Source organism: Kineococcus sp. GCM10028916 (genome assembly GCF_042674865.1).
Lineage (GTDB): Bacteria > Actinomycetota > Actinomycetes > Actinomycetales > Kineococcaceae > Kineococcus.
Genome location: NZ_JBHTFM010000003.1, coordinates 469,816 through 492,126, shown reverse-complemented (window position 1 = coordinate 492,126; position 22,311 = coordinate 469,816). Strand labels below are relative to the sequence as shown.

At 73.5% G+C, this 22,311-nt stretch carries 22 protein-coding genes and 1 tRNA gene; 7 read left to right on the top strand and 16 right to left on the bottom strand.

Features of this window, described 5'->3' with window-relative positions; all coding sequences use genetic code 11:
- The first annotated feature begins 123 nt into the window (after positions 1-123).
- Genes ACFQ46_RS04920 through ACFQ46_RS04910 form a run of 3 tightly spaced genes read left to right on the top strand, consistent with a single transcriptional unit; the run spans position 124 to position 4,252 of the window.
- Positions 124-2,391, top strand: a complete 2,268-nt coding sequence (locus tag ACFQ46_RS04920) for a putative bifunctional diguanylate cyclase/phosphodiesterase (protein ID WP_380258433.1) — start codon at positions 124-126, stop codon at positions 2,389-2,391.
- The gene (locus ACFQ46_RS04915) at positions 2,388-3,377 is read left to right on the top strand and encodes a D-2-hydroxyacid dehydrogenase (protein WP_380257745.1); all 990 of its coding nucleotides are present in this window, start codon (positions 2,388-2,390) and stop codon (positions 3,375-3,377) included. The genes ACFQ46_RS04920 and ACFQ46_RS04915 overlap by 4 nt, the downstream gene beginning before the upstream one ends.
- The gene (locus ACFQ46_RS04910) at positions 3,374-4,252 is read left to right on the top strand and encodes a diacylglycerol/lipid kinase family protein (RefSeq protein ID WP_380257743.1); all 879 of its coding nucleotides are present in this window, start codon (positions 3,374-3,376) and stop codon (positions 4,250-4,252) included. Before ACFQ46_RS04915 ends, ACFQ46_RS04910 begins: the two co-directional genes overlap by 4 nt.
- On the opposite strand, the gene ACFQ46_RS04905 is transcribed toward ACFQ46_RS04910, so the two are convergent.
- The 6 genes from ACFQ46_RS04905 to ACFQ46_RS04880 all read right to left on the bottom strand — a co-directional run bounded on the left by ACFQ46_RS04905 (position 4,209) and on the right by ACFQ46_RS04880 (position 10,325).
- Positions 4,209-5,039 (bottom strand): nucleotidyltransferase domain-containing protein, encoded by an 831-nt coding sequence (locus tag ACFQ46_RS04905; RefSeq protein ID WP_380257741.1) that lies wholly within the window; start codon positions 5,037-5,039, stop codon positions 4,209-4,211. The genes ACFQ46_RS04910 and ACFQ46_RS04905 overlap by 44 nt on opposite strands.
- A gap of 50 nt (positions 5,040-5,089) precedes the next feature.
- On the bottom strand, positions 5,090-5,878 hold the full coding sequence (locus ACFQ46_RS04900; RefSeq protein WP_380257739.1) for an alpha/beta fold hydrolase: 789 nt from the start codon (positions 5,876-5,878) through the stop codon (positions 5,090-5,092).
- A gap of 10 nt (positions 5,879-5,888) precedes the next feature.
- Positions 5,889-7,439: a diguanylate cyclase domain-containing protein gene (locus tag ACFQ46_RS04895; RefSeq protein WP_380257736.1), complete on the bottom strand. Its 1,551-nt coding sequence runs from the start codon at positions 7,437-7,439 to the stop codon at positions 5,889-5,891.
- Between the two features lie 98 nt (positions 7,440-7,537).
- Positions 7,538-7,915, bottom strand: a complete 378-nt coding sequence (locus ACFQ46_RS04890; protein WP_380257734.1) for a hypothetical protein — start codon at positions 7,913-7,915, stop codon at positions 7,538-7,540.
- Positions 7,916-7,993: 78 nt separating this feature from the next.
- Positions 7,994-8,086, bottom strand: a tRNA-Ser gene (locus tag ACFQ46_RS04885).
- A 70-nt stretch (positions 8,087-8,156) separates the two neighbouring features.
- On the bottom strand, positions 8,157-10,325 hold the full coding sequence (locus ACFQ46_RS04880) for a GGDEF domain-containing protein (RefSeq protein WP_380257732.1): 2,169 nt from the start codon (positions 10,323-10,325) through the stop codon (positions 8,157-8,159).
- 165 nt (positions 10,326-10,490) lie between these two features.
- On the opposite strand from ACFQ46_RS04880, the gene ACFQ46_RS04875 reads away from it, so the two are divergent.
- Positions 10,491-11,231 carry a polyprenol monophosphomannose synthase gene (locus ACFQ46_RS04875; RefSeq protein ID WP_380257730.1) on the top strand — a complete coding sequence of 247 codons (741 nt, stop codon included), beginning with the start codon at positions 10,491-10,493 and terminating at the stop codon, positions 11,229-11,231.
- A 45-nt stretch (positions 11,232-11,276) separates the two neighbouring features.
- Here ACFQ46_RS04875 and ACFQ46_RS04870 read toward each other — a convergent pair whose 3' ends face one another.
- Entirely contained in the window at positions 11,277-11,690 is a 414-nt protein-coding gene (locus tag ACFQ46_RS04870) for a VOC family protein (RefSeq protein WP_380257728.1), read from the bottom strand.
- Between the two features lie 269 nt (positions 11,691-11,959).
- Here ACFQ46_RS04870 and ACFQ46_RS04865 point away from each other — a divergent pair, with 269 nt between their 5' ends.
- Complete coding sequence (locus ACFQ46_RS04865) at positions 11,960-13,078, top strand: EAL domain-containing protein (RefSeq protein ID WP_380257726.1); 1,119 nt, start codon at positions 11,960-11,962, stop codon at positions 13,076-13,078.
- Positions 13,079-13,177: 99 nt separating this feature from the next.
- Here ACFQ46_RS04865 and ACFQ46_RS04860 read toward each other — a convergent pair whose 3' ends face one another.
- The 8 genes from ACFQ46_RS04860 to ACFQ46_RS04825 form a co-directional block, all read right to left on the bottom strand.
- On the bottom strand, positions 13,178-14,074 hold the full coding sequence (locus ACFQ46_RS04860; protein ID WP_380257724.1) for a response regulator: 897 nt from the start codon (positions 14,072-14,074) through the stop codon (positions 13,178-13,180).
- 4 nt (positions 14,075-14,078) lie between these two features.
- Positions 14,079-14,594 (bottom strand): chemotaxis protein CheX, encoded by a 516-nt coding sequence (locus ACFQ46_RS04855; RefSeq protein ID WP_380257722.1) that lies wholly within the window; start codon positions 14,592-14,594, stop codon positions 14,079-14,081.
- Positions 14,591-14,974 carry a response regulator gene (locus ACFQ46_RS04850; RefSeq protein WP_380257720.1) on the bottom strand — a complete coding sequence of 128 codons (384 nt, stop codon included), beginning with the start codon at positions 14,972-14,974 and terminating at the stop codon, positions 14,591-14,593. The genes ACFQ46_RS04855 and ACFQ46_RS04850 overlap by 4 nt, the downstream gene beginning before the upstream one ends.
- On the bottom strand, positions 14,971-15,801 hold the full coding sequence (locus ACFQ46_RS04845) for a CheR family methyltransferase (RefSeq protein ID WP_380257718.1): 831 nt from the start codon (positions 15,799-15,801) through the stop codon (positions 14,971-14,973). The genes ACFQ46_RS04850 and ACFQ46_RS04845 overlap by 4 nt, the downstream gene beginning before the upstream one ends.
- 1 nt (position 15,802) lies before the next feature.
- Positions 15,803-17,062, bottom strand: a complete 1,260-nt coding sequence (locus ACFQ46_RS04840) for a chemotaxis response regulator protein-glutamate methylesterase (RefSeq protein ID WP_380257716.1) — start codon at positions 17,060-17,062, stop codon at positions 15,803-15,805.
- 568 nt (positions 17,063-17,630) lie between these two features.
- A complete protein-coding gene (locus ACFQ46_RS04835) occupies positions 17,631-18,347 on the bottom strand; it encodes a YcnI family protein (protein WP_380257714.1) in 717 nt (238 codons plus the stop codon).
- Between the two features lie 20 nt (positions 18,348-18,367).
- Positions 18,368-18,991 (bottom strand): hypothetical protein, encoded by a 624-nt coding sequence (locus ACFQ46_RS04830; RefSeq protein WP_380257712.1) that lies wholly within the window; start codon positions 18,989-18,991, stop codon positions 18,368-18,370.
- An 89-nt stretch (positions 18,992-19,080) separates the two neighbouring features.
- Positions 19,081-20,037 (bottom strand): hypothetical protein, encoded by a 957-nt coding sequence (locus ACFQ46_RS04825; RefSeq protein WP_380257710.1) that lies wholly within the window; start codon positions 20,035-20,037, stop codon positions 19,081-19,083.
- A 171-nt stretch (positions 20,038-20,208) separates the two neighbouring features.
- On the opposite strand from ACFQ46_RS04825, the gene ACFQ46_RS04820 reads away from it, so the two are divergent.
- A complete protein-coding gene (locus tag ACFQ46_RS04820; RefSeq protein ID WP_380257708.1) occupies positions 20,209-21,036 on the top strand; it encodes a hypothetical protein in 828 nt (275 codons plus the stop codon).
- A complete protein-coding gene (locus ACFQ46_RS04815) occupies positions 21,033-21,794 on the top strand; it encodes a hypothetical protein (protein ID WP_380257706.1) in 762 nt (253 codons plus the stop codon). Before ACFQ46_RS04820 ends, ACFQ46_RS04815 begins: the two co-directional genes overlap by 4 nt.
- Positions 21,795-21,864: 70 nt before the next feature.
- On the opposite strand, the gene ACFQ46_RS04810 is transcribed toward ACFQ46_RS04815, so the two are convergent.
- Positions 21,865-22,311 carry a chemotaxis protein CheW gene (locus ACFQ46_RS04810; protein WP_380159021.1) on the bottom strand — a complete coding sequence of 149 codons (447 nt, stop codon included), beginning with the start codon at positions 22,309-22,311 and terminating at the stop codon, positions 21,865-21,867.

Below are 22,311 nucleotides of genomic sequence, written 5' to 3'. Positions count from 1 at the left end.
TCGAGGAGGCCCACCCCCGCTGTCGTGGAGGTGGGCCTCTCCCACGTTCCGGGGCCATCCGGGTGGTTGAACGTCAAACCACTCTTCCGGCACCCGTTCAGCGTCGAAGGTGGCGTTGTGAAGATGATTCCTCGACGCAGGGTGACCGGGCTGGCGCTGCTGTGTGCCGTCGGCGCGGCCGGGCTCGCGTCGCCGCTGGCCACGGTCAGCTACGTCGTGCTGCTCGTCCTGCTGCTCCTGGCCCTCGTCGTCCGCCCCGTCGTCCGGGCGGAGAGCCGGTGGGTCTGGGGCGGTTTCGCGACCGGTGCCGCGCTGCTCGCCGGGACCCAACTGGTCCTCCTGCTGTCCTCGCACGGCGCGAGCGACGTCACCGCGGCGGCCCTGACCGAGCACCAGGTCCTCGCCTCGCTCGCGCTGCTGGCCTACCCCGTCTTCTACGGCGCCCAGATGGGTCTGCTGCGACGGCGCGTGCAGGACCTCCTCCCGAGCGCCTGGCTGGACGGCGCGCTCACCATGATCGCTCTCGCGGCGTTCGCCGCGGCGGTGCTCGTCGAGCCCGTCGCCGAGGCGACCGGGGTCGGCCGCCTCGCGGCCCTCGCGCTGGTCGGCCGACCCGCGTTCGACCTGCTGCTGTTCTCCGTGGCCCTGGCGACCTGCGCCATCCTGCGCCGACGGACCGAGCGCGGCACGGTGCTGCTGGTCGTGGCGTTCGGGGTGCTCACGCTGTCCGACGTCGCCGGCGTGCTCCGCCTGTGCGGCACGTTCACCGGGCCCGCCCTGAGCCCGGCCGTCGACGCCGGCCGTCTCGTGGCGCTCGCCCTGGTCTGCCTGGCCTCCTGGGCGCGTGGCACCGAGCACGTCGCGGAGCGGGTCGTCGCCGGGTGGTCGACCATGCTGACCCCGCTCGTCGTGCTGGTCATCAGCTGCTCCCTGCTCGCCGTCGACCACGTCGACCGGCTGCCCGCCCCGACGGCCCAGCTCGCGCTGCTCGGCCTGGTCGGGGTGGGGTTCAAGGGCGCGGTCGTCTTCCGCGAGGTCCTGCGCCTGGCCGACAGCCGCCGGCTGGCCCTGACCGACGACCTGACCGGCCTGCCGAACCGCCGCGCCCTGGCAGCGGCGCTGCGAACCACTCAAGAGGACGACGCCCCCGCCGCTCTGCTGCTGCTCGACCTCGACGGGTTCAAGGAGGTCAACGACACCCACGGGCACGCCCAGGGGGACCTCCTCCTGCAGCTGACGGCCCAGCGGGTGCGCGGCGTCGTCCCCGCGGGCGGTCTGCTGACCCGGGTCGGCGGTGACGAGTTCGCCGTCCTGCTGCCCGGACTCGGTGCGGCGGAGGCGAGCAGCGTCGCCGTGCGGATCGCCGAGGCCCTGGACGAACCCGTCCTCGTGGGGTCCCGCTGGACCTCCCTCGCCTCCAGCACCGGCATCGCGTCGTGGCCGTTGGGGAACCACTCACCGATCGCCGATCCCGCGGGTGAACTGCTGCGCCGCGCCGACGCGTCGATGTACGTCGCCAAGCGCGCGGGCGGAGGGTTCTCGGTCTACGACGACGAGGCCGACCGGGCCGCGCGGGCGCAACGGTCCCTGGCCGAGGAACTCGCGCACGGGATGACGGCCGGCCAGCTCGTGCCGTACTACCAGCCCCAGGTGGACGTGCGGACCGGCCGGACCGTCGGCATGGAGGCACTCGTCCGCTGGCAGCACCCGCGGCTGGGGACGCTCGCTCCGGCCGCCTTCCTGGACCTCGCCGAGAGCCACGGGCTGATGGCCGACATCACGAGCACCGTCCTGCGCCAGGCCGCCGCCGACGCGACCACCTGGGCCCGGCACGGGCGACCGCTGCGCATCTCGGTGAACCTGGCGACGAGCTGCCTGCTGAACCCGGCGCTGCCCGACCTGGTCGCGACGGTGCTCCAGGAGTCGGGCCTCGATCCCGCGGCGCTGGTCCTCGAGATCACCGAGACGACGTTGATGGCCGACCCGGAACGCAGCCGGGAGACCATCGAGGACCTCCTGCTGCTCGGCACGTCGGTGAGCATCGACGACTACGGGACGGGGTACTCCTCGCTCGCCTACCTGCAGGACCTCCCCGCCGCCGAGCTCAAGCTGGACCGCGCCTTCACCGTGCGCCTGACGGGAGATCCCCGCACGGCGGCGATCATCGCGAGCACCGCCGACCTCGCCCACAGCCTCGGGCTGCGGATGCTCGTCGAAGGGGTCGAGGACGCGGAGACCCTGCACCGCCTGGCCGAACTCGGCGTCGACGAGACGCAGGGCTACCACCACGCACGACCCATGCCCGCCTCGGCCGTCCTCGGCTGGCTGGCCGGGCACTCCCCCGTCCCCGCCGCCGGAGGGCAGGACCGGATCGCCAGGATGGTCCGGTGACCGCCGACCACGACCTCCTCGTCGTCCCCACCGGTTCGTCCCCGGACCTCGCGCCGTTGCGGGAGCTCACCACCGTCCGCCTCGTGCGGCCGGAGGACCCCGGACTCGCCCAGGCCCTCGCGGACGCCGACGGGCTCGTCGTCTGGGACGGGTTCGACGCGCGGATCGCGCAGGCCTGGGAAGCCGCTGCGCCGCAGCGGCTCCGCTGGGTGCACACGAGCAGCGCGGGTCCGGACCGGCTGCTGTTCCCCGCGTTGCGCCGGCACGCCTCGACGCTGACCTGCAGCCGCGGTGTCCTGGACACCGACATCGCGGAGTACGTGCTGGCCTGCGTCCTGGGCTTCCTCAAGGACCTCCCCGCGACGGTGCGGCTCCAGGACGGGCACCGCTGGCAGCACCGCGAGACCCGCAGCCTCGCCGGGTGCCGCGCCCTGGTCGTCGGGGCGGGGTCGATCGGCACCGAGGTCGCCCGGTTGTTCTCCGCGCTCGGGGTCCGCGTCGACGGGATCGTGCGCAGCGCCCGGCCTGCCGTTGCTCCGTTCGGGTCGTTCTCCGGCCCGGAGACCCTGGCCGACGTGGTCGGTGACCACGACCTCGTCCTCGTCACGGCCCCCCTCTCCGAGAGCACCCGCGGTCTGCTCGGGCGTGAGGTCGTGCGGCGGATGCGGCCGGGGACGATCGTCGTCAACGTCGGCCGGGGGCCGGTCGTGGACGAGGACGCGCTGCTGGAAGCGTTGCAGGAGCGCCGGATCGGCGGGGTCGCCCTCGACGTCTGGACCCGTGAACCGCTGGCCGCCGACAGTCCCTGGTGGAACACCCCCGGCGCCCTCATCTCCCCGCACCTGGCCGGCGACGCGGTGGGGTTCACCGCGCGACTCGAACTGCTGCTGCTGGACCAGGTCGCCCGCTTCGTCGCCGGCGAACCGCTGCGCCACGTCGTCGACAAGGAGCACGGGTACGTCACAGCCCCTACGGTGGCACCGTGAGTGAACCACTGCGTCGTGTCGTCGTCGTCCTGAACCCGAACAGCACCGGTGACGGCCCTGACAACGCCCGCGGTCTGCGCGACGAACTCGCCGTGACGGCACCGGACCTCCCCGTCGAACTCGTCGAGACGGAGCGCGCCGGCCACGCGGAGGAACTCGCCTGCGACGCGGTCCGGGCCGAACCGGGAACCCTCGTCGTGTCCGCCAGCGGGGACGGTGGCTACCACGAGGTCGTCAACGGCGTGATCACGGCGGGCCGGGGCGCGGCCGCGGTGCTGCCGTCCGGCAACGCCAACGACCACGCCACCGCGACCCAGGAACGGCCTCTCGCGGAGGCGATCCGGGACGCCGCCACCGCCGGGGTGAGCACGAGGATCGACCTGCTCGAGGTCTCCGGTTCCGGGCGGACCCGGGTGGCGCACTCCTACGTCGGCGCCGGGATCACCCCGGTCGCAGCGGCCGCGCTCAACGAGCACGACCTCGACGCCGTCAAGGAGTCGCTCCTGGTGGCCAAGGCCTTCTGGGGGTACCGACCGTTGACGATCACCCACGACGGCACCGACATCGACATCGACAGCCTGGTGTTCGCCAACATCGACCGGATGGGCAAGTACGCCCAGCTCTCCGAGGGCTCCGCCCCCGACGACGGCAAGTTCGAGACGCTGCTCATCCCGCACCGCGGCAAGCTCCGCCTCATCGCGGAGTTCCTCCGCGTCCTGAGCGGGCGGCACGAGTACCGGTCGCGTTCGACGCCCTACGAGTTCCGCACGCACACCCCGATGCCGTTGCAGCTCGACGGCGAGGTGTTCCACGTCGACGCCGGGTCGAGCGTCACCGTGCGCTGCCTGCCCCTGGCCCTGCAGACCGTCGCCTGACCACGACGACCGTCTCCTCGAGGAGTTCCCGGGCGGTGTCGAGGCGGCGGGCGAGTTCCCCGCCGTCGGCGAACACCGACTGGGCCCGTGCGGCGAAGCCCTCGGGTGCCCGCGGCAACCGGCCGGTGGCCGCGATCGCCCCCTTCTCGTTGAGGACGTAGCGCCCCGCGTCGGCGTGCAGGGCGTGCGCGCACAGCAGCAGGACCCGGAAGAGGACCGCCGCGACGTAGGCGGCGTCCCCGCGGGGAACGGCCTTCGCGACGCCGCCGAGCAGGAACTCCGCCTCGTCGAGGCGCTGCACGACCGCCGCCCGCAACGCCGGCGGGAACCCGGCGACGGTCTCCTTCAACGCCGCCAGTTCCCCGGTCGGGTCGGCCAGCAGCACCCCGTGGGCGAGTTCCCCGGCGTACGTCGTGCCCGGGAACCCCAGCGGGTGCCCGACCTGGAAGTGCCAGTCGTAGCGTCCCGCCACCGCGTCGCGGCAACTCCGCGCGACGCGGTCGACGTCGCGGTAGATCCAGTCCACGGCCGTGCCGTCGATCCGCAGCCACGCCCCGCCGTCCACCCAGGCGCCCCAGCCGCCGGGTTCGCTCACCCCCGTGGGCGTCTGCGACACCTCGTCCGCGAGGCGCTGGAGCGCGGCGACGTCCAGGGGCGGGCGGTAGTGGAGGCCGAGGTCGACGTCGGAGTCCGGGGTGTGCTCACCGCGGGCCCGGGACCCGCCCAGGGTGACGCCCACGACTCCGCCGATCCCGACGAGCCGGGCGGCGACGGGTTCCGGGTCCACGGGGCGAGCATCTCGCACCGTCCCCCCGCGGCGTCCAGTGGTTTCCTGCGTCAGAGCGGGGTGAGGAAGGCGAGGGTGGCGGCGGTGGCGAGGGTCCGGAACTCCTCCAGGTAACCGTGCCGGGCCCCCGGGAACACCGTGAGCCGGGCGTCGGGGACGGCCCGGGCGAGGAGTTCCGCGTTGGCGACGGGCGTCATCGCGTCGTCGGCGCCGTGCAGCACGAGCGTCGGCGCGGAGATCGCCGCCAGGAGTTCGCCGCCGTCGTGGGTGGTGCTGGCCGCGTGGTGCGCGCGACGGACGCGCGGGGTCCCGCGCGGGGTGAACCGCTGCGCGACGTCGGGGTTCGCGTCGATCCAGCCGGGGGTGAAGAACAGTTCCTGCAACCCCCGCAGGCCCTCCGGGGTGGCCGTGTGCCGCATCGACCGGGTGACCTCCGGATCGCGCGGGACCTCCTGCGCACCACCGGGTCCGCTCGCCCCCAGCACGAGGCGGTCGACGCGGTCGGGGTGGCGCGCGGCGAGGACCGTCGCGACCCGGCCCCCCATCGAGAACCCGTACACGTGGGCACGGTCGAGGCCCAGGTGGTCGAGAACGGCGACGGCGTCGTCGGCGAAGGTCGACGTGCTCCACTCCCTCGGGGTGACCCGTCCCGCGCCCGTCCCGCGGGTGTGCACGGCGACGACGCGGAGACCGGCCGCGGCGAGGTCGGAGCGCAACCCCAGGAACACCTCCGGACCCAACGACTGCCCGGCGAGCAGCAGGACCGTCGTCGAACCGCCGCCCACGTCGAACCCGAGGGTCCCGCCGTCGACCGGGATCGTCCGCTCCTCGAACTCCACGCCGAGCAGGCTAGCTCTCGATGCGCACCGATCCTCGACGGGCCTTCTTGACCAGGTACATCCGGGCGTCGGCGGCCGCCAGCAACGTCTCGACGAGCCCGCCGACCTCGTCGGTGCACGAGGCGGGCAGCGCGGCGGCCAACCGGAACGGGTCCTCGCGGACGGCTCCGATGCTCGCGGTCGCGGTGAGCGGTCGCCCCGCGAGGAGGAAGGGTTCCAGCAGCGCCCGGCGCAACCGTTCGCTCACGTCGCCCGCCTCCAGGCCCGGCTCGGTCACCAGGACGGCGAACTCGTCACCACCCCAGCGCGCCGCGCAGTCGCCCTCGCGGACGCAACCGCGCAGGCGTTCGGCCACCCCGCGCAGCAACTCGTCCCCCGCGGCGTGGCCGAAGGTGTCGTTGACGGCCTTGAACCCGTCGAGGTCCACGAAAGCCACGACGACGGGAACCCCGGTCACCAGGGACTCCCGGACCGCCTCGCCGATCCGGTCGGAGAACCGGCGACGGTTCTCCAGTCCCGTCAGGGGGTCGACGTGGGCCATCAGGTCGAGCTGTCGTCGCTGTCGTTCGGCGGTGGCGAGCAGGACCCGGTGGTCCTGCAGGGCCAGGAACTGCCGGACCACGACCAGGACGGCGATCGTCAGCAGGAGGGCGAGGACGAACCGGTCGGTGGAACTCCACAACCTGACCACGGCGAAGGCCGTCGCCGGGACGAGGGCGAAGTACGGGACGAGCCACCCCCAGGACCCCGCGGACGGCGGACGTCCCGGGTCACGCGTGGTGCGCCGGTAGCGGGCGGTCAGGGTGAACAACCCGAACCCGACGATCCAGCCGACGTCGGCCGGCCCACCCGTCTCGAAACCACCCCGCAGCAGCCCGTAGAAGTACGTCGCGTCGGCGAACGCGAAGACCCCGCCCCCCGCCAGCACCAGGACCCCGGGGAGCGTCAGTCCCGCGCGGAGGATCGAGATCAGGGTCACGGTGACGAACACGACGTCGAACACCGGGTAGGCCAGGGGGACGACGAGTTCGTGCAGGGACTGACCGGACCCGCGGACGGCCGACCCCAGCCACAGCACCCAGAGCACGGTGAGCAGCGAGAGGCCGACGAGGCTCCCGTCGATCGCCGCCCGGATCCCCGCACGCGAACGGACGCGACCGCGCAGGTGCACCAGGGCCGAGCCCACCGAGAGCGCGGAGAAGGCCAGGAAGGGCACGTCGGCCCAGTTGGTGGTGCCGACCCGCAGGTGCAGCACGTCCTGCACCGCGAAGATCCCCTGCCCGGAGCCCCAGCAGAGGCAGGCCGCGGAGAACAGCAGACGCGGACGCCGCACCCACCCCGCGGTGACGCTCCGGGCGACCCAGGCGTACGTGACGCCGGCGACCAGGGCGGCGAGCGCCTCGACGAGGCCGAAGGCGAGCAGGGTCCCCGTGCTCCCGCGGCCGAGCACCTGCTGGAGGACGGCCAGGGTCACCAGGAGGAGCGCGAGGACGGCGGAGTCCACGCCGAGGCGGCCCGAGGCGCCCAGCGCGTCCCGTCCCCTGCTCGAGCGGTCCCGCACCTGGGGTTGATCGGTCCGGACGGGCGGCGACTGGACGTCCGTTCACCCGTCAGCCGGGTGGGGTCACCCGTCCGGCAGCACCCTGCGAACTGCGGGGGCTACTCCCCGTCGGCGGGGCGCATGAGCCGCAGCACGGGCGCCGTCGTCAGCCGCTGCCGGGTGAGGGCGGCACCGACGAGCACGACGACCAGGCCCAGGAACGCCAGCGGCCAGAAGTTCAACGCGACCGCCAGCGCCAGCAGCACCAGCGCGACCACGAGGGGGACCACGACGGGCATGCGGTTGTACCAGCGGGGCTGCAGGACGGCCGCGGCGTACCACCAGGCCACGGCGGCGACGCGCTCGTCGGGGTGGCGGCGGCCCTGACGGGCCAGGGCCAGGACGTCCTTGCGGTCCTCGACCGGGAGGGCCTCGAAGGCCCGGACGGCGTTGACCCGCCGCTGCGGGGGCAGTTCGGGCCCCACGACCGCGCTCATCGTCCTACCTCGTGCACGGCCCCATCGTAGGCGCGTGGCGCCGGGACCCCGCGACGGGTGGCACCGGTCGTGCTGGTGCGGAGGGCATGGGATTCGAACCCATGGGGAAGGGGTGGATACCTCCCCAGCGGTTTTCAAGACCGCCGCATTCGGCCGCTCTGCCAGCCCTCCCCCGGCGCACCGTTCGCACGGTCCGCCGGACGGGGACCATCGTAGGGGCGCCGGCCCGCGGGACGGAGCCTCAGCCCCCGCCGGCGGCGCGCGGTCGGCCCAGGTGGAAACCCTGCCCGTGCAGGACCCCGAGGCCGAGGACGCAGTCGAGTTCCGCCGCGGTCTCGATCCCCTCGGCGATGAGCGTCGTCCCGGTGCGCTGGGCGAAGGTGGCCAGCGACGCCGTCAGCGCCTGCCGGGTCCCGTCGCGGTCGATGCCCTGGACGAGGCTCATGTCGAGCTTCACGAACTCCGGGTCCAGGGCCAGGACGTGGCGCATGCTGGCGAAGCCCGCACCGGCGTCGTCGACGGCGATGCGGACCCCCTCGCGCCGCAGCGGGTCGAGGTGGCGCAGCAGCGTGGCGTAGTCCTCCACCTGCTCGTGCTCGGTGATCTCCAGGACGATCGCGTCGAGACGTCGTCCCTGCAGCAGCCGCGCCAGGGCCGGCGACGACGCCACCTCGGGACTCACGTTCAGGGCGAGGAAACCCGCCTCCGGCGCCTCGCGCAGCGCGGCCGTCAGCGCCGCCAGTTCCAGCTGCACACCGGCACCGACGTCGGCCGCCTGCTCGAACCAGTCGGCGGGTTCCCCCTCGGGGAACCGGCTCAGCGCCTCGACCCCGACGGGGCGCGACGTCCGCAGGTCGACGACGGGCTGGAACACGGGGCGCGGGCCGCCGTCGCGGTGCAGCTGGTCCAGGCGGGCCAACACCCGGCGACGTCGCCCGTTGCGCGCCTCCTCCTGGGTGAGCAGATCGCTCATGGCTTCCGCGAGCACCTCGAGGACCCCGGCGTCGCGCTGACGCAGGTCGGGTTGGGGCCGGCTCGAGATCGCGCAGAGGGTTCCGTACAGCGACCCGTCCCGGAGGTGGACCGGGGCCGCCAGGTAGGCCCCGATGTCCAGGACCTCGGTCAGCGCCAGCGACGCGGTCGCGGGATGGGCCCGGGCGTCGGGGATCACGGAGTCCAGGTGCCCGTCCAGCAGCCGCTGGCAGTAGGACTCGTCCCGACGGCAGGAGAAGCCCCGCGGGTCGCGCACCCCCGGTCCGGTGGCGGTGTACTGCAACCGCCAGGCGTCGCCCTCGAGGTGGACGAGCACCGCCGCGTCCATCCCCAGCTGCCGGCGGACGGCGTCCAGCAGGTGCTCGATGCGTTCGGGCACGGTCGGGGCGTGCGGCCCCGTCGCCGGTGCACGTCTCACCTCGGGCGAGGTCAGGTCGAGGCCGGCGGAACCCGTCGCCAGCTCGGCCGTCCCGGCCCGGGCGGTCTTGTCCGCGTACATGGCGGAATCGGCTGCGTGCCAGGCGGTGTGCAGACCCTCGGCCGCTCGGCGGGTCGCCACCCCCAGGGAGGCCCGGACCTGGTCGACGCGCAGACCGGTCCGCAGCCGGGCGACCAGGTCGGCCACGGCCCCCGCGTCGACGTCGGGGAGCAGGGCCGCGAACTCGTCCCCACCCAGGCGCACCACCAGGTCCTCCGGACGCAGCAGGTCACGCAGCACCCGGGCGGTGCGCACCAGCAGTTCGTCACCGGCCTCGTGACCCTGGGTGTCGTTGGTCTCCTTGAGCGCGTCGAGGTCGAGGACCAGGACGGAGGCGGTGGTGCCGAGCCGCCGGGCCCGGGCCTCCTCGAGGGCCAGCGCCGCGTTCCAGGCCCGGCGGTTGCCGAGGCCGGTCAGGGCGTCGTGGTCCGCGGTGGCCTCGGCGTGCTCCGCGCGCCGGGCCTCGGCCTGCAGGCGCACCTCGTAGGCCAGCAGGGTGCCCAGCAGGTTCGCGGCGAGCTCCACCTCGCCCAGCAGCAGCCCCGGGTCGGGCTGCGCCTCGCGGGCCCCGGCGCAGAGGCTGCCGAGCACCGTGCCGTCCGGGGCGCGCAGCGGGACGGAGAGGTAGCTGATCCAGGGGAAACCGGTCGCCTCGCGGGCGCGGGCCCAGGCCGCGACCTCGTCGACCCGGTTGCTGAACCGGGGCGCGTCGCCGGCCACGCTGGGGGCGCAGAAGGTGTCGGCCCAGGCCAGGACGCTGCCGTCGGCCAGACCGACCTCGCCCCCGTCCAGCGCGGAGAGGACCACGTAGTCGTCCCCGTCGCGACGGGCGATCGCCCAGGTGTCCATGCCCACGTGGCGGTGCAGGTGCTCGAGGGTCGCGGTGGCGGCCGAGGTGAAGTCGACGACAGGCGGCCCGGCCACCGGCGCGACAGGCACGTCGGCGGGACTTTCGAGTCGCGCTCCGTTGGCCACTCACGGATCCTCCTCGCACACCGCGTCCGGCGCAGCACGAAGAGTCACAGGCGGGTGAGCGGCCGGTGCGCCGGGCGGACTGGGGTAGCGTCGGGCGCCCGTCCGTCCCCGATCACGAGTGAGTCCACGTTGGCCGAAGCCCTGCGCTGCGTCGTCGTCCTGCCCACCTACGACGAGGCCGACAACATCACCGGGATGATCGAGCGGGTGCTCGCCTGCCCGATCGCCCCGGACGTCCTGGTCGTCGACGACTCCTCCCCCGACGGCACCGGCGCGCTCGTGGAACGGATCGCGGCCCGGCACCCGGAGGGCAGGGTGCGGTTGCTGACCCGCACCACGAAGGACGGCCTCGGCGCCGCCTACCGCGCCGGGTTCGCGCACGCCCTCGCCACCGGCGACCACGACGTCGTCGTGCAGATGGACGCCGACGGCTCCCACCCCGTCGAGGCCCTCCCCCGGATGCTCGCCGAGATCGCCGGCGGGGCCGACCTCGTCCTGGGCGCGCGCTACGTCCCCGGCGGTGCGCTGGACGACGCGTGGCCCTGGTACCGCAAGGCGTTGTCGCGCGGGGCGAACGTCTACGCGCGGGTGCTGCTGAGCGCACCCGTCGCCGACCTCACCGGCGGCTTCAAGGCCTGGCGCGCCGACTTCCTGCGCGCGCTGGACCTCTCGCAGCTCACCGCGGCGGGCTACGCCTTCCAGATCCAGACGACCCTCGCCGCGCTCCAGCAGGGTGCGACGGTGCGCGAGGTGCCGATCCTCTTCACCGAGCGCACCCACGGGACGTCGAAGATGTCGAAGGAGATCATCGGCGAGGCGATGCTCGCCGTCGTCCGGATGCGCCGCTTCGGCCCCACCGGCCGCCGCTGACCCCTCCGGTCCGTGATCTCGCGGGATCCCCCGCGAGATTACGGGTCAGTCGGTGGGGAGGGTGATGTTGACGAGCCAGTCGATCCCGAACCGGTCGGTGAAGGAGCCGTACTCGTCGCCCCACACCTGCTCCTCCAGCGGGGTCGTGACGGTCCCGCCCTCGGCGAGGCCGGCGAAGAAGCCGCGCAGCTCCGCCACGTCGTCACCGAACAGACTGATCGTGACGTTGTTCCCCACCTCGACGGGCCTCCCCGGGGGTGTGTCGGACGCCATCAGCGTGAACCCGGCGGGGCCGTCGACCATGCCGTGCATGACGCCTTCGGGGTCGACGCCCTCGCCGCCGCCGAACTCGCCGAACGTCGAGATGGTCAGCTCGCCGCCGAGCACGGAGCGGTAGAACGTCAGCGCCTCGCGGGCCGTGCCGGGGAAGGTGATGTAGGGGGTCAGACGGGACGCCACGGGAACCTCCAGGGAGTGGACCGGTTCCCCGAAGCTACCGCGCCGGGTGCGTCCGTGGACCCCCTCCGACCTGCGGTTCGCCGGCGCGGCACCACCGGACGAACCCCGGGTGGTGACCGGGGCCGACCCGTGATTGCCTCGACCCCGGTCATCTGGGAGGGTCGAGGAGTCGGCAGTGTCACGGTGAGGCCGTACCGTCCCCGCGCGGTGCGTCCCCGACGGGACCGTGGTGCCGGCTGCCCACACGCACGTCCGCGGGAGGTCGACAGGTGCAGGGGCACGCACGGGACGACGACGCCGACGCCGTCGCCCAACTCCTGGAACTCGCCCGGGACATCTTCGGAACGCCCGCGGCCGCGCTGACCCGGGTCACCGACACCGAGCGGAACCACGTCGAGCAGACGGCGTCCACCCTCGACCCGCACGCCACGGTCCGCCTGCTCGCCGACACCGACCTCGACAGCTGCGTCCTCGCCGTCGACGTCGTGCGGCCCGACGGCGAGCCCGACGGGCGCATCGTCGGGGTCGACCACGAACCCGTGCAGGCGCTGGGCTCACGCCAGCTCGAGGCCCTGCACGTGGTGGCCGCGCTCGTCGCCGGCGTGCTGCACCACCGCGAGCGACGCCGGGTCGCGCACGACGACCGGATGGCCTCCCTCGACGCCCTGCTGGCCGGCCAGGGCCGCCAGACCGTCGTCCAGCCGATCGTCGACCTGCGCACCGGGACGGTCGTGGGCGCCGAGGCCCTGAGCCGGTTCACCAGTTCCGAGGGGGCGGCCCGCCGACCCGAGCAGGTCTTCACGGACGCACGCTCGTCGGGCATCGGCGTGCGGCTGGAACAGGCCGCGATCGCCTCGGCACTGCCGCTGCTGCACGCGATGCCGTGGGGCACCTACCTCAGCGTCAACGCCTCCGCGGAGGCTCTGCTGGACGACCGCACCCACGACCTGCTGCTCTCCGACCGGCCCGACCGTCTCGTCGTCGAGATCACCGAGCACGACCCCGTCGCCGACTACGACGCCCTCAACGACGCGACGACGTCCTTGCGATCGCACGGGGTCCGGATCGCCGTCGACGACGCCGGGTCGGGGTTCGCGAGCCTGCAGCACGTCCTGCACCTGACCCCCGACATCGTGAAGCTCGACATCGCCTTCGTCCGCGGCGTCGACACCGATCCCGCGCGCCGCGCCGTCGCCCGCGCCCTCGTGGGTTTCGCCTCCGAGCTGGGCTCGACGATGGTCGCCGAGGGCGTCGAACGCGCCGGCGAACTCGCCGCGCTGCGCGACCTCGGGGTCGACTGCGGGCAGGGGTACCTGCTGGGACGGCCCACCCCGAACCCCACCTGGGACGTCCGGCCGGACGACACGACGGGCATCGTCCTCCTCTGACCCCGCAACTGACCCCCGCACAACGACTTCTGGGGATCTTCCCCCCCTTCCCGAGATCGGGAAGGGGGGAAAGATCCCCAGGAGTTGGTGCGGCGAAGCTCAGAACGTGACGATGCTGAGCCCGCCCTTGCCGTAGCGCGCCACCTCGACCACGAGGTCGAGACGGCTGCCCGTCCGCGTGGCCCAGTCGGCCACGTCGGGGCGCAGGACCTCGCCGGGCACGTAGGACGCGTACAGCTTCAGGTGCGCGGCACCTTCGACGTTGAACAGCGACGCCATGATGTTGAGCACCTCGCGGGAGTTCACCGCGAGGTTGTCCGGCAGTTCCTTGTCCTCGATCGCGGCCTCGCTGGCCCCGGGGGGCAGCAGACCGATCGACGCCCCGGCGTGCGCGGCGAGGGCGAAGTCGAACACGACGACGGCCTTGGACTTCAGGTGGTCGTCGACGTACAGACCGACGAGCGAGCCGGGCTTCCCGCCGACCGGCAGGGGCCGGCCGTCGGAGAGTTCGACGTCGCGGTTGAGCAGGTCCGAGAGCAGGTTGCGGATCGCGAGGTTCGACGGCAACGGGTTGACCTCGAACTTCACCTCACCCTGCACGATCGAGGCCTCGGCGGCGGCGGAACCACCGTCGCCACCCAGCACGGGCGCCAGGGCGGCCGCGAAGGCTTCCGGGGTGAAGGGTTTGGCGATGAGGAACAGGGCGCCGGCGGCGGCCGCCTTCTCCCGCATCTCCTCCGAACCCTCCGAGGTCACGAAGCCGAACGGCACGTCGATCCCGGAACCACGCAGGTTCTGCAGCATCTCGTAACCGGACGCCTCGGGCATGTTCCAGTCCGAGAGGACGATGTCGGGGTTCTCCTTGCGAACCTGGTCGAACCCCTCCTTGCCGTTCTCGGCCTGGACGACCTCGACCCAGTCGTAGCCCGCCTGCCGCAGCGTGCGGATGACGATCTGCCGCATGACGCGACTGTCGTCGACAACCAGGGCCTTCACGGGATCACCCTTCCTGAGACTGGGACTGGGACTGCTCGCCGGAGCCGGCGAGCCACACCTCGAACGTGAGCCAGGAACCCTGCCAGTTGCCGTCCAGGCGCGCCGCGAGGCGACCGGAGGAACCGTGCAGGGGCTTGGCCGTCGACACCACGGGCAGACCCAGCGGGCCGGCGTCGGGGACGAGCGCCTTGATGTTGCCGCCGATGATGTTGGCGATCTCGCCGAGGGAGTCGTAGACGTCCTCGTCGGTCAGGCCGTCGTCCTCCTGCAGCAGGGCCGCGGACAGCGGCAGGGCGACCGCCTTCTCGACGCTGACCGTGACGATGCCCGGGCGACCGCCGGAGATCGTCACCGAGGCGCACAGGATGTCGCCCTCGATGTCGTGCGGGTCGTAGGCCGGGACCAGGTAGTCGGTGTGCGCGAAGTACGACGCCCACATCTGGTCGACGATCTGCTCGAGAGCCTCGTCCTCGACGTAGTCGACGGGTTCTTCGTAGGTCTCTTCGACGAGTTCGGTCACGCCTGGCTCACCTCCGGCAGGAGGCCGAGGAGGGAGAGCTTCTCCTCCAGCGACTCCACGGTGAAGGGCTTGATGAGGTACTCGTGCGCACCGGCGGCGAGGGCGCGGACGATCTGCCCGTGCTCGGCCTCGGTGGTGACCATCATGAGGGTCAGCGCGCGGTACTCGCGGTTCGCCCGGACCTGGGTGACGAACGTGAGACCGTCCATCACCGGCATGTTCCAGTCGACCGTCGCGAGGTCGGGCAGCGGGCCGCCCTCGAGGACCTTCAGCGCCTCGGCGCCGTCGGCCGCTTCGACCGTTTCGTACCCCAGCTTGCGCAGGGCACCTCCGATGATCTTCCGCATGGCGCGGGAGTCATCCACCACAAGAGCCTTCATGCCTGACCTCCGTTCTTGGGACGGTGGACCGAAACCCGTCCGATGAGTTCCCGGTCCCAGTTGTCGTCGACGCCGAGCGTCGTCTCTGCACCACCGAGGAACATGTATCCCCCGGGTTTGAGCGACTTGCGGACCCTGGAGAGGATGTCCCGCTTGGTCGCGAGGTCGAAGTAGATGAGCACGTTCCGCAGGAAGACCACGTCGAACTGACCGAGGGCGGCGTAGGAACTCGTCAGGTTCAGCTGCTGGAACCGGACCATCTTCTTCAGGTTGTCGTTCACCTGCCACTGGGTCCCGACCCGCGTGAAGTGACGCACCAGCAGGGGCGCCGGCAGTCCGCGGTTCATGTCCAGCTGCGAGTACCGACCGGCCTTGGCCTTCTCCAGCACCTCGCTGGAGAGGTCGGTACCGATGATCTCCGCGCGCCACCCGTCGGCGACCAGGCTGTCCTGCAACCCCATCGCCAGGCTGTAGGCCTCCTGGCCGGTGGAGGAGGCCGCCGACCAGATGCGCAGCGAACGCGTCGCCGCGCGGGCCTGCTTGAGGGCCGGGACCACCGACGTCGTGAACGCCTGGAACGGCGCACCGTCGCGGAACCACGACGTCTCGTTCGTCGTCAGAGCCTCGACGATGGCGGTCTGCGCGCGGCGGTCGGGGCGCAACCGGATGCCGTCGACGTAGGCCGAGACGTCGGTCGCACCCGCGGCACGTGCCAGAGGCACGAGCCGGGACTCGACGAGGTACTCCTTGCCTGCTTCGAGGACGATCGCACTTTCCTTGCGCACGAGCGTGCAGACCCAGTCGAAGGCTGTGGTCGTGAGGGCCATGTCACCACCTGCCTTGAGAGGGACGGGCCGCGGGGGCGGCGGGTCGGGACACCGGCGGTCGGGCCGGTGCGGTGCTGCTGGGGGTGAAGCGGGAGGTGCTGGTGGAAGCGGCGCCGGCCGCGGGGCGTGCGGGCGGGGCCGGTGGGGCTGCGTGCGTGCGGGCGGCGGAACCGAGTCGACGCTGGATCGCGTCGGCGATTCCGGACAGGGGGAGCACCTCGTCCGCGATGCCCTCCCGGGCCACGGCTCCGGGCATCCCCCAGACCACCGAGGTGGCCTCGTCCTGCGCCAGCACCTGGCCGCCGGCCGCCGCCACGTCCTTGCAGCCGAGCTTCCCGTCGGAGCCCATGCCGGTGAGGATCACGGCGAGGAGTTCCCCACCGAACGCGGCGACCGCCGAGCGGACCATGACGTCCACCGCGGGTCTGCAGAAGTTCTCGGCAGGTCCCTGGTGCAACTTGATCACCATCTGCGGACCGCGTCGGGCGACCTCCATGTGGAAGTCGCCGGGGGCCACGTAGACCGTTCCGGCCACGACGGGCTCGCCGTCGGTGGCCTCGACGACGCGCAGCGCGCTGGCCTTGTCCAGTCGCTGCGCGTAGAGGCGGGTGAAGACGGGGGGCATGTGCTGGGTCACCAGCACGGGCACGCCGAGGTTCGCGGGGAGCCTGGCCAGGACGGCCGAGAGCGCCTCCGGGCCGCCGGTGGAGGACCCGATGACGAGCGCGCGGGGAGCCTTGGTGGCTCCGCTGCGGGCCCGGGTCGTGACGGGCGTCGAGGAGCTCGCGCGGCTCGCCGGGGCGGACGTCGCCGTCCGGGCCGCCGGGGCGGGCGCGGCGGTCAGACCGAGGTGCGGGACGAGCGCCTTGATCTTGGGGATGAGCTGCTGACGGACCGACTCCATCGACTCGCTGACCGAGCCGACGTTCGCGGGTTTCGTCACGTAGTCGGACGCCCCGGAGGAGAGGGCCTCCAGCGTGGCGGTGGCCCCGCGTTCGGTGAGGGTGGAGAACATGATGACCGGGAGTCTCCGGTCGATCTTGCGGATCTCCTTGATCGTCTCGAGGCCGTCCATGACGGGCATCTCGATGTCCAGGGTGACCACGTCGGGTTTCAGCTGGGCGATCTTCTCGAGCGCGATCTTGCCGTTCGCGGCGGTCCCCACGACCTCGATGGCCGGGTCGGACGCGAGCACGTCGGTGACCAGTCGGCGGACGACGACCGAGTCGTCCACGGTGAGCACCTTGATGCGTTGGCTCACGTCGCACCTTGCCTTCCTGCCGTCGGTGCGGAGGACCGCACCGTGAACACCGTCCGGGGGCGGACGACTACCTGTCCATCGGCGCTCGGCGGCCAACCCTGAACGGCGAAGCGCACGTGTCGTCACTCCGTGTACACAGCTACTGTGCGTCTCCATTCCTCACGCGTCGAGTGGTGCCGCGTCGCTCGACGGGGTAAGGGGACGCCGCCACGGTGATGCGCGGAGGGCCGGGCCGCAGGGATCGGCCCGTCGGGCGGGAACCCCGCCTGCGCACCCGCCCCTGCTGACCCCCACCGCACCGCGATCTCGCTGAGATTCCCAGCGGGATCACGGGTTGGCCGGGGTGGGGTCCTTCCGGGCGCGGGAGGGCTGGACGCGCTCGGGTTCCCCGTCGTCTCGGGGTAGCTCGGCGGGTGGGGGAGGTCGCCGACGGGCGCAGCCCGGTGGGCGACGGTGCCGACGGGCACCGGGTCGCGCCGCGGACCGCGGGTGGTGGACCGGCTCGGTCGCACCACCCGCGATCACGGGTGGAGCGCTCAGGTCCCGTCCCTCCCGGGACGGGCCGGGCTCAGGACCGCTGGCGACGCAGCAGGACGATCACGAGCGCGGCGAGACCGAGGACGAGTCCGCCCCCCGCGAGGCCACGGGCCAGCGGGTCCGACCCGCCGGTGGTCGAGGTCGTGTCGGCGCCCGCCGCCTCGTGCGCGGTGCTCGCGCCGGCGTGCTCGTCGTCGGTGGCCGCGGTGGTGGTGAACCCGGGCGCGGGGTTCTCGGGTTCGGCCGCGCCCGCGGCGGCCACCTCGGTCCAGTTCGACACCTCACCGTCGGCGTAGGTCTGGACGGTGGGCAGCACGACCTGCGTGCCGGCGTCGGGCAGCGGGCCGACGTTCGCCTCGAACTCCTCGAACTGCCCGACGGCGATCCCGGGCGATCCGGCCGCGGCGCTCCAGGTGATCTTCAGGGCGGCCTTGGTCACGGTCGTCCCGTCGTGCTCGACGGGTGCGGGCAGGGCGCCTTCGGTGACGACGGCGGTCCACCCCGGGAGGGGCCTCACGGCCACGTAGCTGAAGGGGTGGTCGGTCGGCAGGGACACCTCGACCGACGTCGTGGCGGCGGTGTCGGACTCGTTCGGGACCCGGAACGTCACGACGCTGTAGCCGTCGGCGGCCGTCGTGTCGGGGGTCGCGTGCACGTGGGCGGAGGCGCTGGAGGCGCCCAGGAGCACTGCGGCGCAGGCGGTCACGGAGACGGCGAGGGCGCGGGTGGGCAGGGTGGAGCTCTTCACGGTGGATCCTCGGGGTTTCGTCAGGACGATGGGGTGGCGAGAGCGGTCGCTCCCGGTGGCCCACGTCGACGAACCCGACGGGCGAGCACCGAACGCGGTCGCGGCGCCGTCGTCCTCGGGAACCGCGGCAGGACTCCCACGGCCGGGCGCAGCAGGGCGAGCAGCACCCGGACCAGCGGGCGCAACCACGCCCACAGCGACCACACCAGCGCCTCGCCGTGCAGCAGCAGGACCGTCGCGACGACCGTGGCCGCGACGTGGGCGACCGTCATCGCGGGAGATCCCGCGGCGGTCGCGGCGCCCGCTCCGAGCGCCGGGGCGAGGGTCTGGTGGTGTCCGTGGCCCATGACCGTGGCGGCCGACCCGGAGCACTGCTCGAAGACCTCGTGCAGGACGACCTGCCCGGTGCCCAGCAGAGCGGTGAGGACCGGCCACGTGAACCGGCGACCGGCCAGCAGCAGGGTCACCGCGGCGAGGACGACCACGACCGCGAGCAGCAGCGCCGGGCCGGGGAGCTCTCCCCCACCGGCGAGGTGGGCGCCCGCGGCGAGCCCCACGACGCTCGCGGCGACGGCCCCGGCGCGCAGCACCCGCAGCGACCCCCGCGACGGCCCGGCGGGACCGGACGTCAGGGGGCTGGGCACGCCAGCACCGTACCGCCGCGCGCCGGACGCGAGAGCGCCCGGTCACCGACCGGGCCGGTGACCGGGCGCTCCCGGGTGGTTCTGGTGGCTCAGGCGCCGAAGGCCGCTTCCCACGGACGCATCAGGACCGCACGGGCGTCGGAGGACAGCAGGTCGGCGACGACCTCGGCGTGCACGACCCCGCTGACGACGTTCCACAGACCGTTCGCGCCGTCGGCGGCGTCGAGCCCACCGGCGCGGAAGGCGCGGACCGCCAGCAACTGGGCCACCGCGGCGGTGCGGACGCGGTCGGAGAGGTGCACGGCCCAGGAGGCGTCGTGGACGGCGCCGGCCCACTCGCCCGCGCTCGGGCGGCTGGTCTCCCCCACCGCCCGCAGGCAGGCGCGGTCGGTGCCGTCGAGGCGGCGCAGGGTGTCGAGGACGCGGGTCACCCCGGCCTGCGCCTCCCCGAGACCGGTCGGGTGCTCGGGCAGCGGGGCGAGGTCGCGGGCGGCCTGCAGGTAGGGGTGCGCGAGGACCCGTCGCGCGTGGTCGGGCAGCCGGTCGCCGAGGTAGGCGGAGACAGCGGCGTCGGCGAGCACGTCGGCGGCGCGACCCGCGTCCTCGGTGCGCAGCCGGGGCCCGCCCTCCAGCGGGGCCGACCAGGTCCAGTCGAAGACGTCGTGGTGGACCAGGCGGACGAGGGCGTCGGCGTCGGCGATGGTGCTGGTCTGCAGGACCCGGACGATGCCGGCCTCGACCCGGGCGCCGGACACCTCGTCGGCGAAGTCCTCGTGGGCGAGGCCGTTGGCGACCTGGTGCAGCACGTCGCCGATCTGCGGGACGGCGTCGGTGGCGGTGCGGACCGCGTCCCAGGCCGAGGCCCGGGTCGCCGGGTCGTGACGCTCGGCCAGGACCTCGATCTCGCGGGGGCCGGAGTCGAGAGCGCGCAGCAGGACCTCCGCCGCGGAGTCGCCCGCGGGCAGTCGCACGAGGTCGAAGCCCAGGACGGGAGAACTCACCAGGGAGTAGTGCACGGTCGTCGCCTCCGGTGCGTGGTGTCTCACCGCCGGTTCCGGCGGAGTGGTCCCACCCTGACACTGGGTGAACGAGGGGGCCACACGTCGTCAGCCGTCCGGCGGCACGCCGGAGGTCCGCACCCCCCGTGCGGCGCACCCACCGCGACGGCGTTGCGCCGTCCGGGGGACGTGGGAGCACGACCGCCGTAACGTCAGGTCGTGGACCACCAGCACAGCGAGCACCCGGGGACCCACCCGCTCGCCGACGAGGGACCCGACGAGTTCGACGGGGGGTCCGAGACGGGCGCGGAGCAGGGGTCGGCTCCCGGCCGGTGGGCGTCCTGGCTGGTCGTCGCCGTCTGCGCGGTCCCACCGCTCGCGCTGGCCGTCCTCGGCCGCCGGTTCCTGGGGGGTGGGGCGGACGCCGCCTACGTCGGGACCCGCGCCGACCCCGGCGACGGCGACGGGATCGACCTCGGCTGGTCCAACCGGTTCGGTCTGCTCTGGATGACGGTCCCCGTCCCGCAGGTGCTGCTCGCGGCCCTGTGCGGCGTGCTCGTCGTGGCCGCTCTCGTCGTGGCGGGCCGGCCGGACTGGCTGGTCCCGCGGCGCTGGGCGGCCCGGGTGGGCGCGGGGGCCGCGGCCCTCACGGCGCTCGAGAGCCTGGCCTGCCTGGTCAGCCTGGTCACGCGCGCCGGGGAACCAGAACGGGAGTCCTTCGGCGGTTCCCAGATCAGCTACTACATCCCCTCGACGGGGGAGTTCCCGGAACTCCTCGGTGTCCTCGCGCTGCTGGTCGTGACGACGGCCCTGCCGGCGCTCGCCGCCCTCGTGCTCTGGCGGGCCGTGGACCCGGCGGTGGGGCCGGAGCCCGCCGACCCCGCGGAGCCCGCCGCCCCCACCGTGGTCGACGCCGAACCCGAACCGGCACCCGAGCCGGCACCCGCACCCGATCCCGCACCGCAGGCCGGGGTGGCCGACGTCCCGAAACCCTCCGCCGACGACCTCGACGCCTACCGCCGGCCGGTCTCCGGGGAGGGCGCGTGACGCACGAGCGGGACGGGGAGCACGAGGGGCCGGCGGGGGACGAGGAGGAGGACGAAGCGGGGCGGCTGCCCCTGGGCTGGGTCTCCTGGCTGCTCGTCCTCGTCGCGGTCCTCCCGCCGGTGGTCCTGGCCGAGGTGTCCCGGCGGTTCCTGACGGGGAGCGCGGACGCGAGCTACTTCGGGGCCTACGTCTCGGAGGCCGACGTCCGCGCGCGCCTCGACTTCACGTTCACCGTCCGGTTCCGGTTGCTGTGGGCGAGCGTCGCGGTGCCGGACGTCCTGATCGCGGCCCTGCCGGTGGTGCTGGGGCTGGCCGCCGTCGTCGTGGCCGGGCGGCCGGAGTGGCTCGTCCCGCCGCGGTGGGGTGCTCGCGTCGTCGCGGGCACCGCCGTGCTGAGCGCGCTCGAGAGCCTGGTGTGCCTGGTGATGCTCGTCGAACTCGCCGACGAACCCCGCAGCAGCGCCTACGGCAACCTGCAGCTGAGCTACCTGCTCCCCTCGACCGGGGACTTCCCCGAGATCGCGCCGGTCATGGCGTTGCTGGTGGTGCTGACGGTCGTGCCGGCCGTCGCGGCCCTCGTGCTGTGGCAGGCCCCGGGCGCCGCCCGGGTCGCCGCGGAACCCGCCGCGGAACCCGCCCCTGAACCGGTCGCGGAGCCACCTGCGGAACCCCGCCCCGAACCACCGGTCGAGGAACGACCGTCCGAGGTCCCCCGGCTCTCGACCGCGGAACTCGACGCCTACCGCCGCCCCCGCTGAACCCCGCCCGCGGGGCCCGGGAACGCAGAACGGGGTGGGACCCGGAGGTCCCACCCCGTTCACCGTCGGGTCAGGCCGCGACGACCGCGCCGATGCCCTCGATCTCGAGCGCCTTGTCCACGTCGAGGACGAGCAGCAGCGCCTCGTCGAGCTTGTAGGCACCGCGGATGAGTTCGCGGATCGGGCCGGACAGCGTGTCCGGCGGCGGCTCGAAGGTCGAGTCGGTGACCTCGATGACGCCGCCGATGGAGTCGACCAGCAGGCTCCAGACCTCGTCGCCGGCGCGGACGACGACGTTCATCGCGACGCGCCCCTCCTCGCGGTCGGGCATGTTGAGCCGGCGGCGCAGGTCGAGCGCGGTGACGACCTGACCGCGCAGGTTGATGAGACCCGCGACGGCCCGCGGAGCCAGCGGCGCGGGTGTGCGCGGCTGCTCGGTGAGCACTTCCTGCACTCGCCGGACCTCGACACCGAAGAGGTGTCCGGCCAGGTGGAACGTGGCGTACTGCGTGGACAC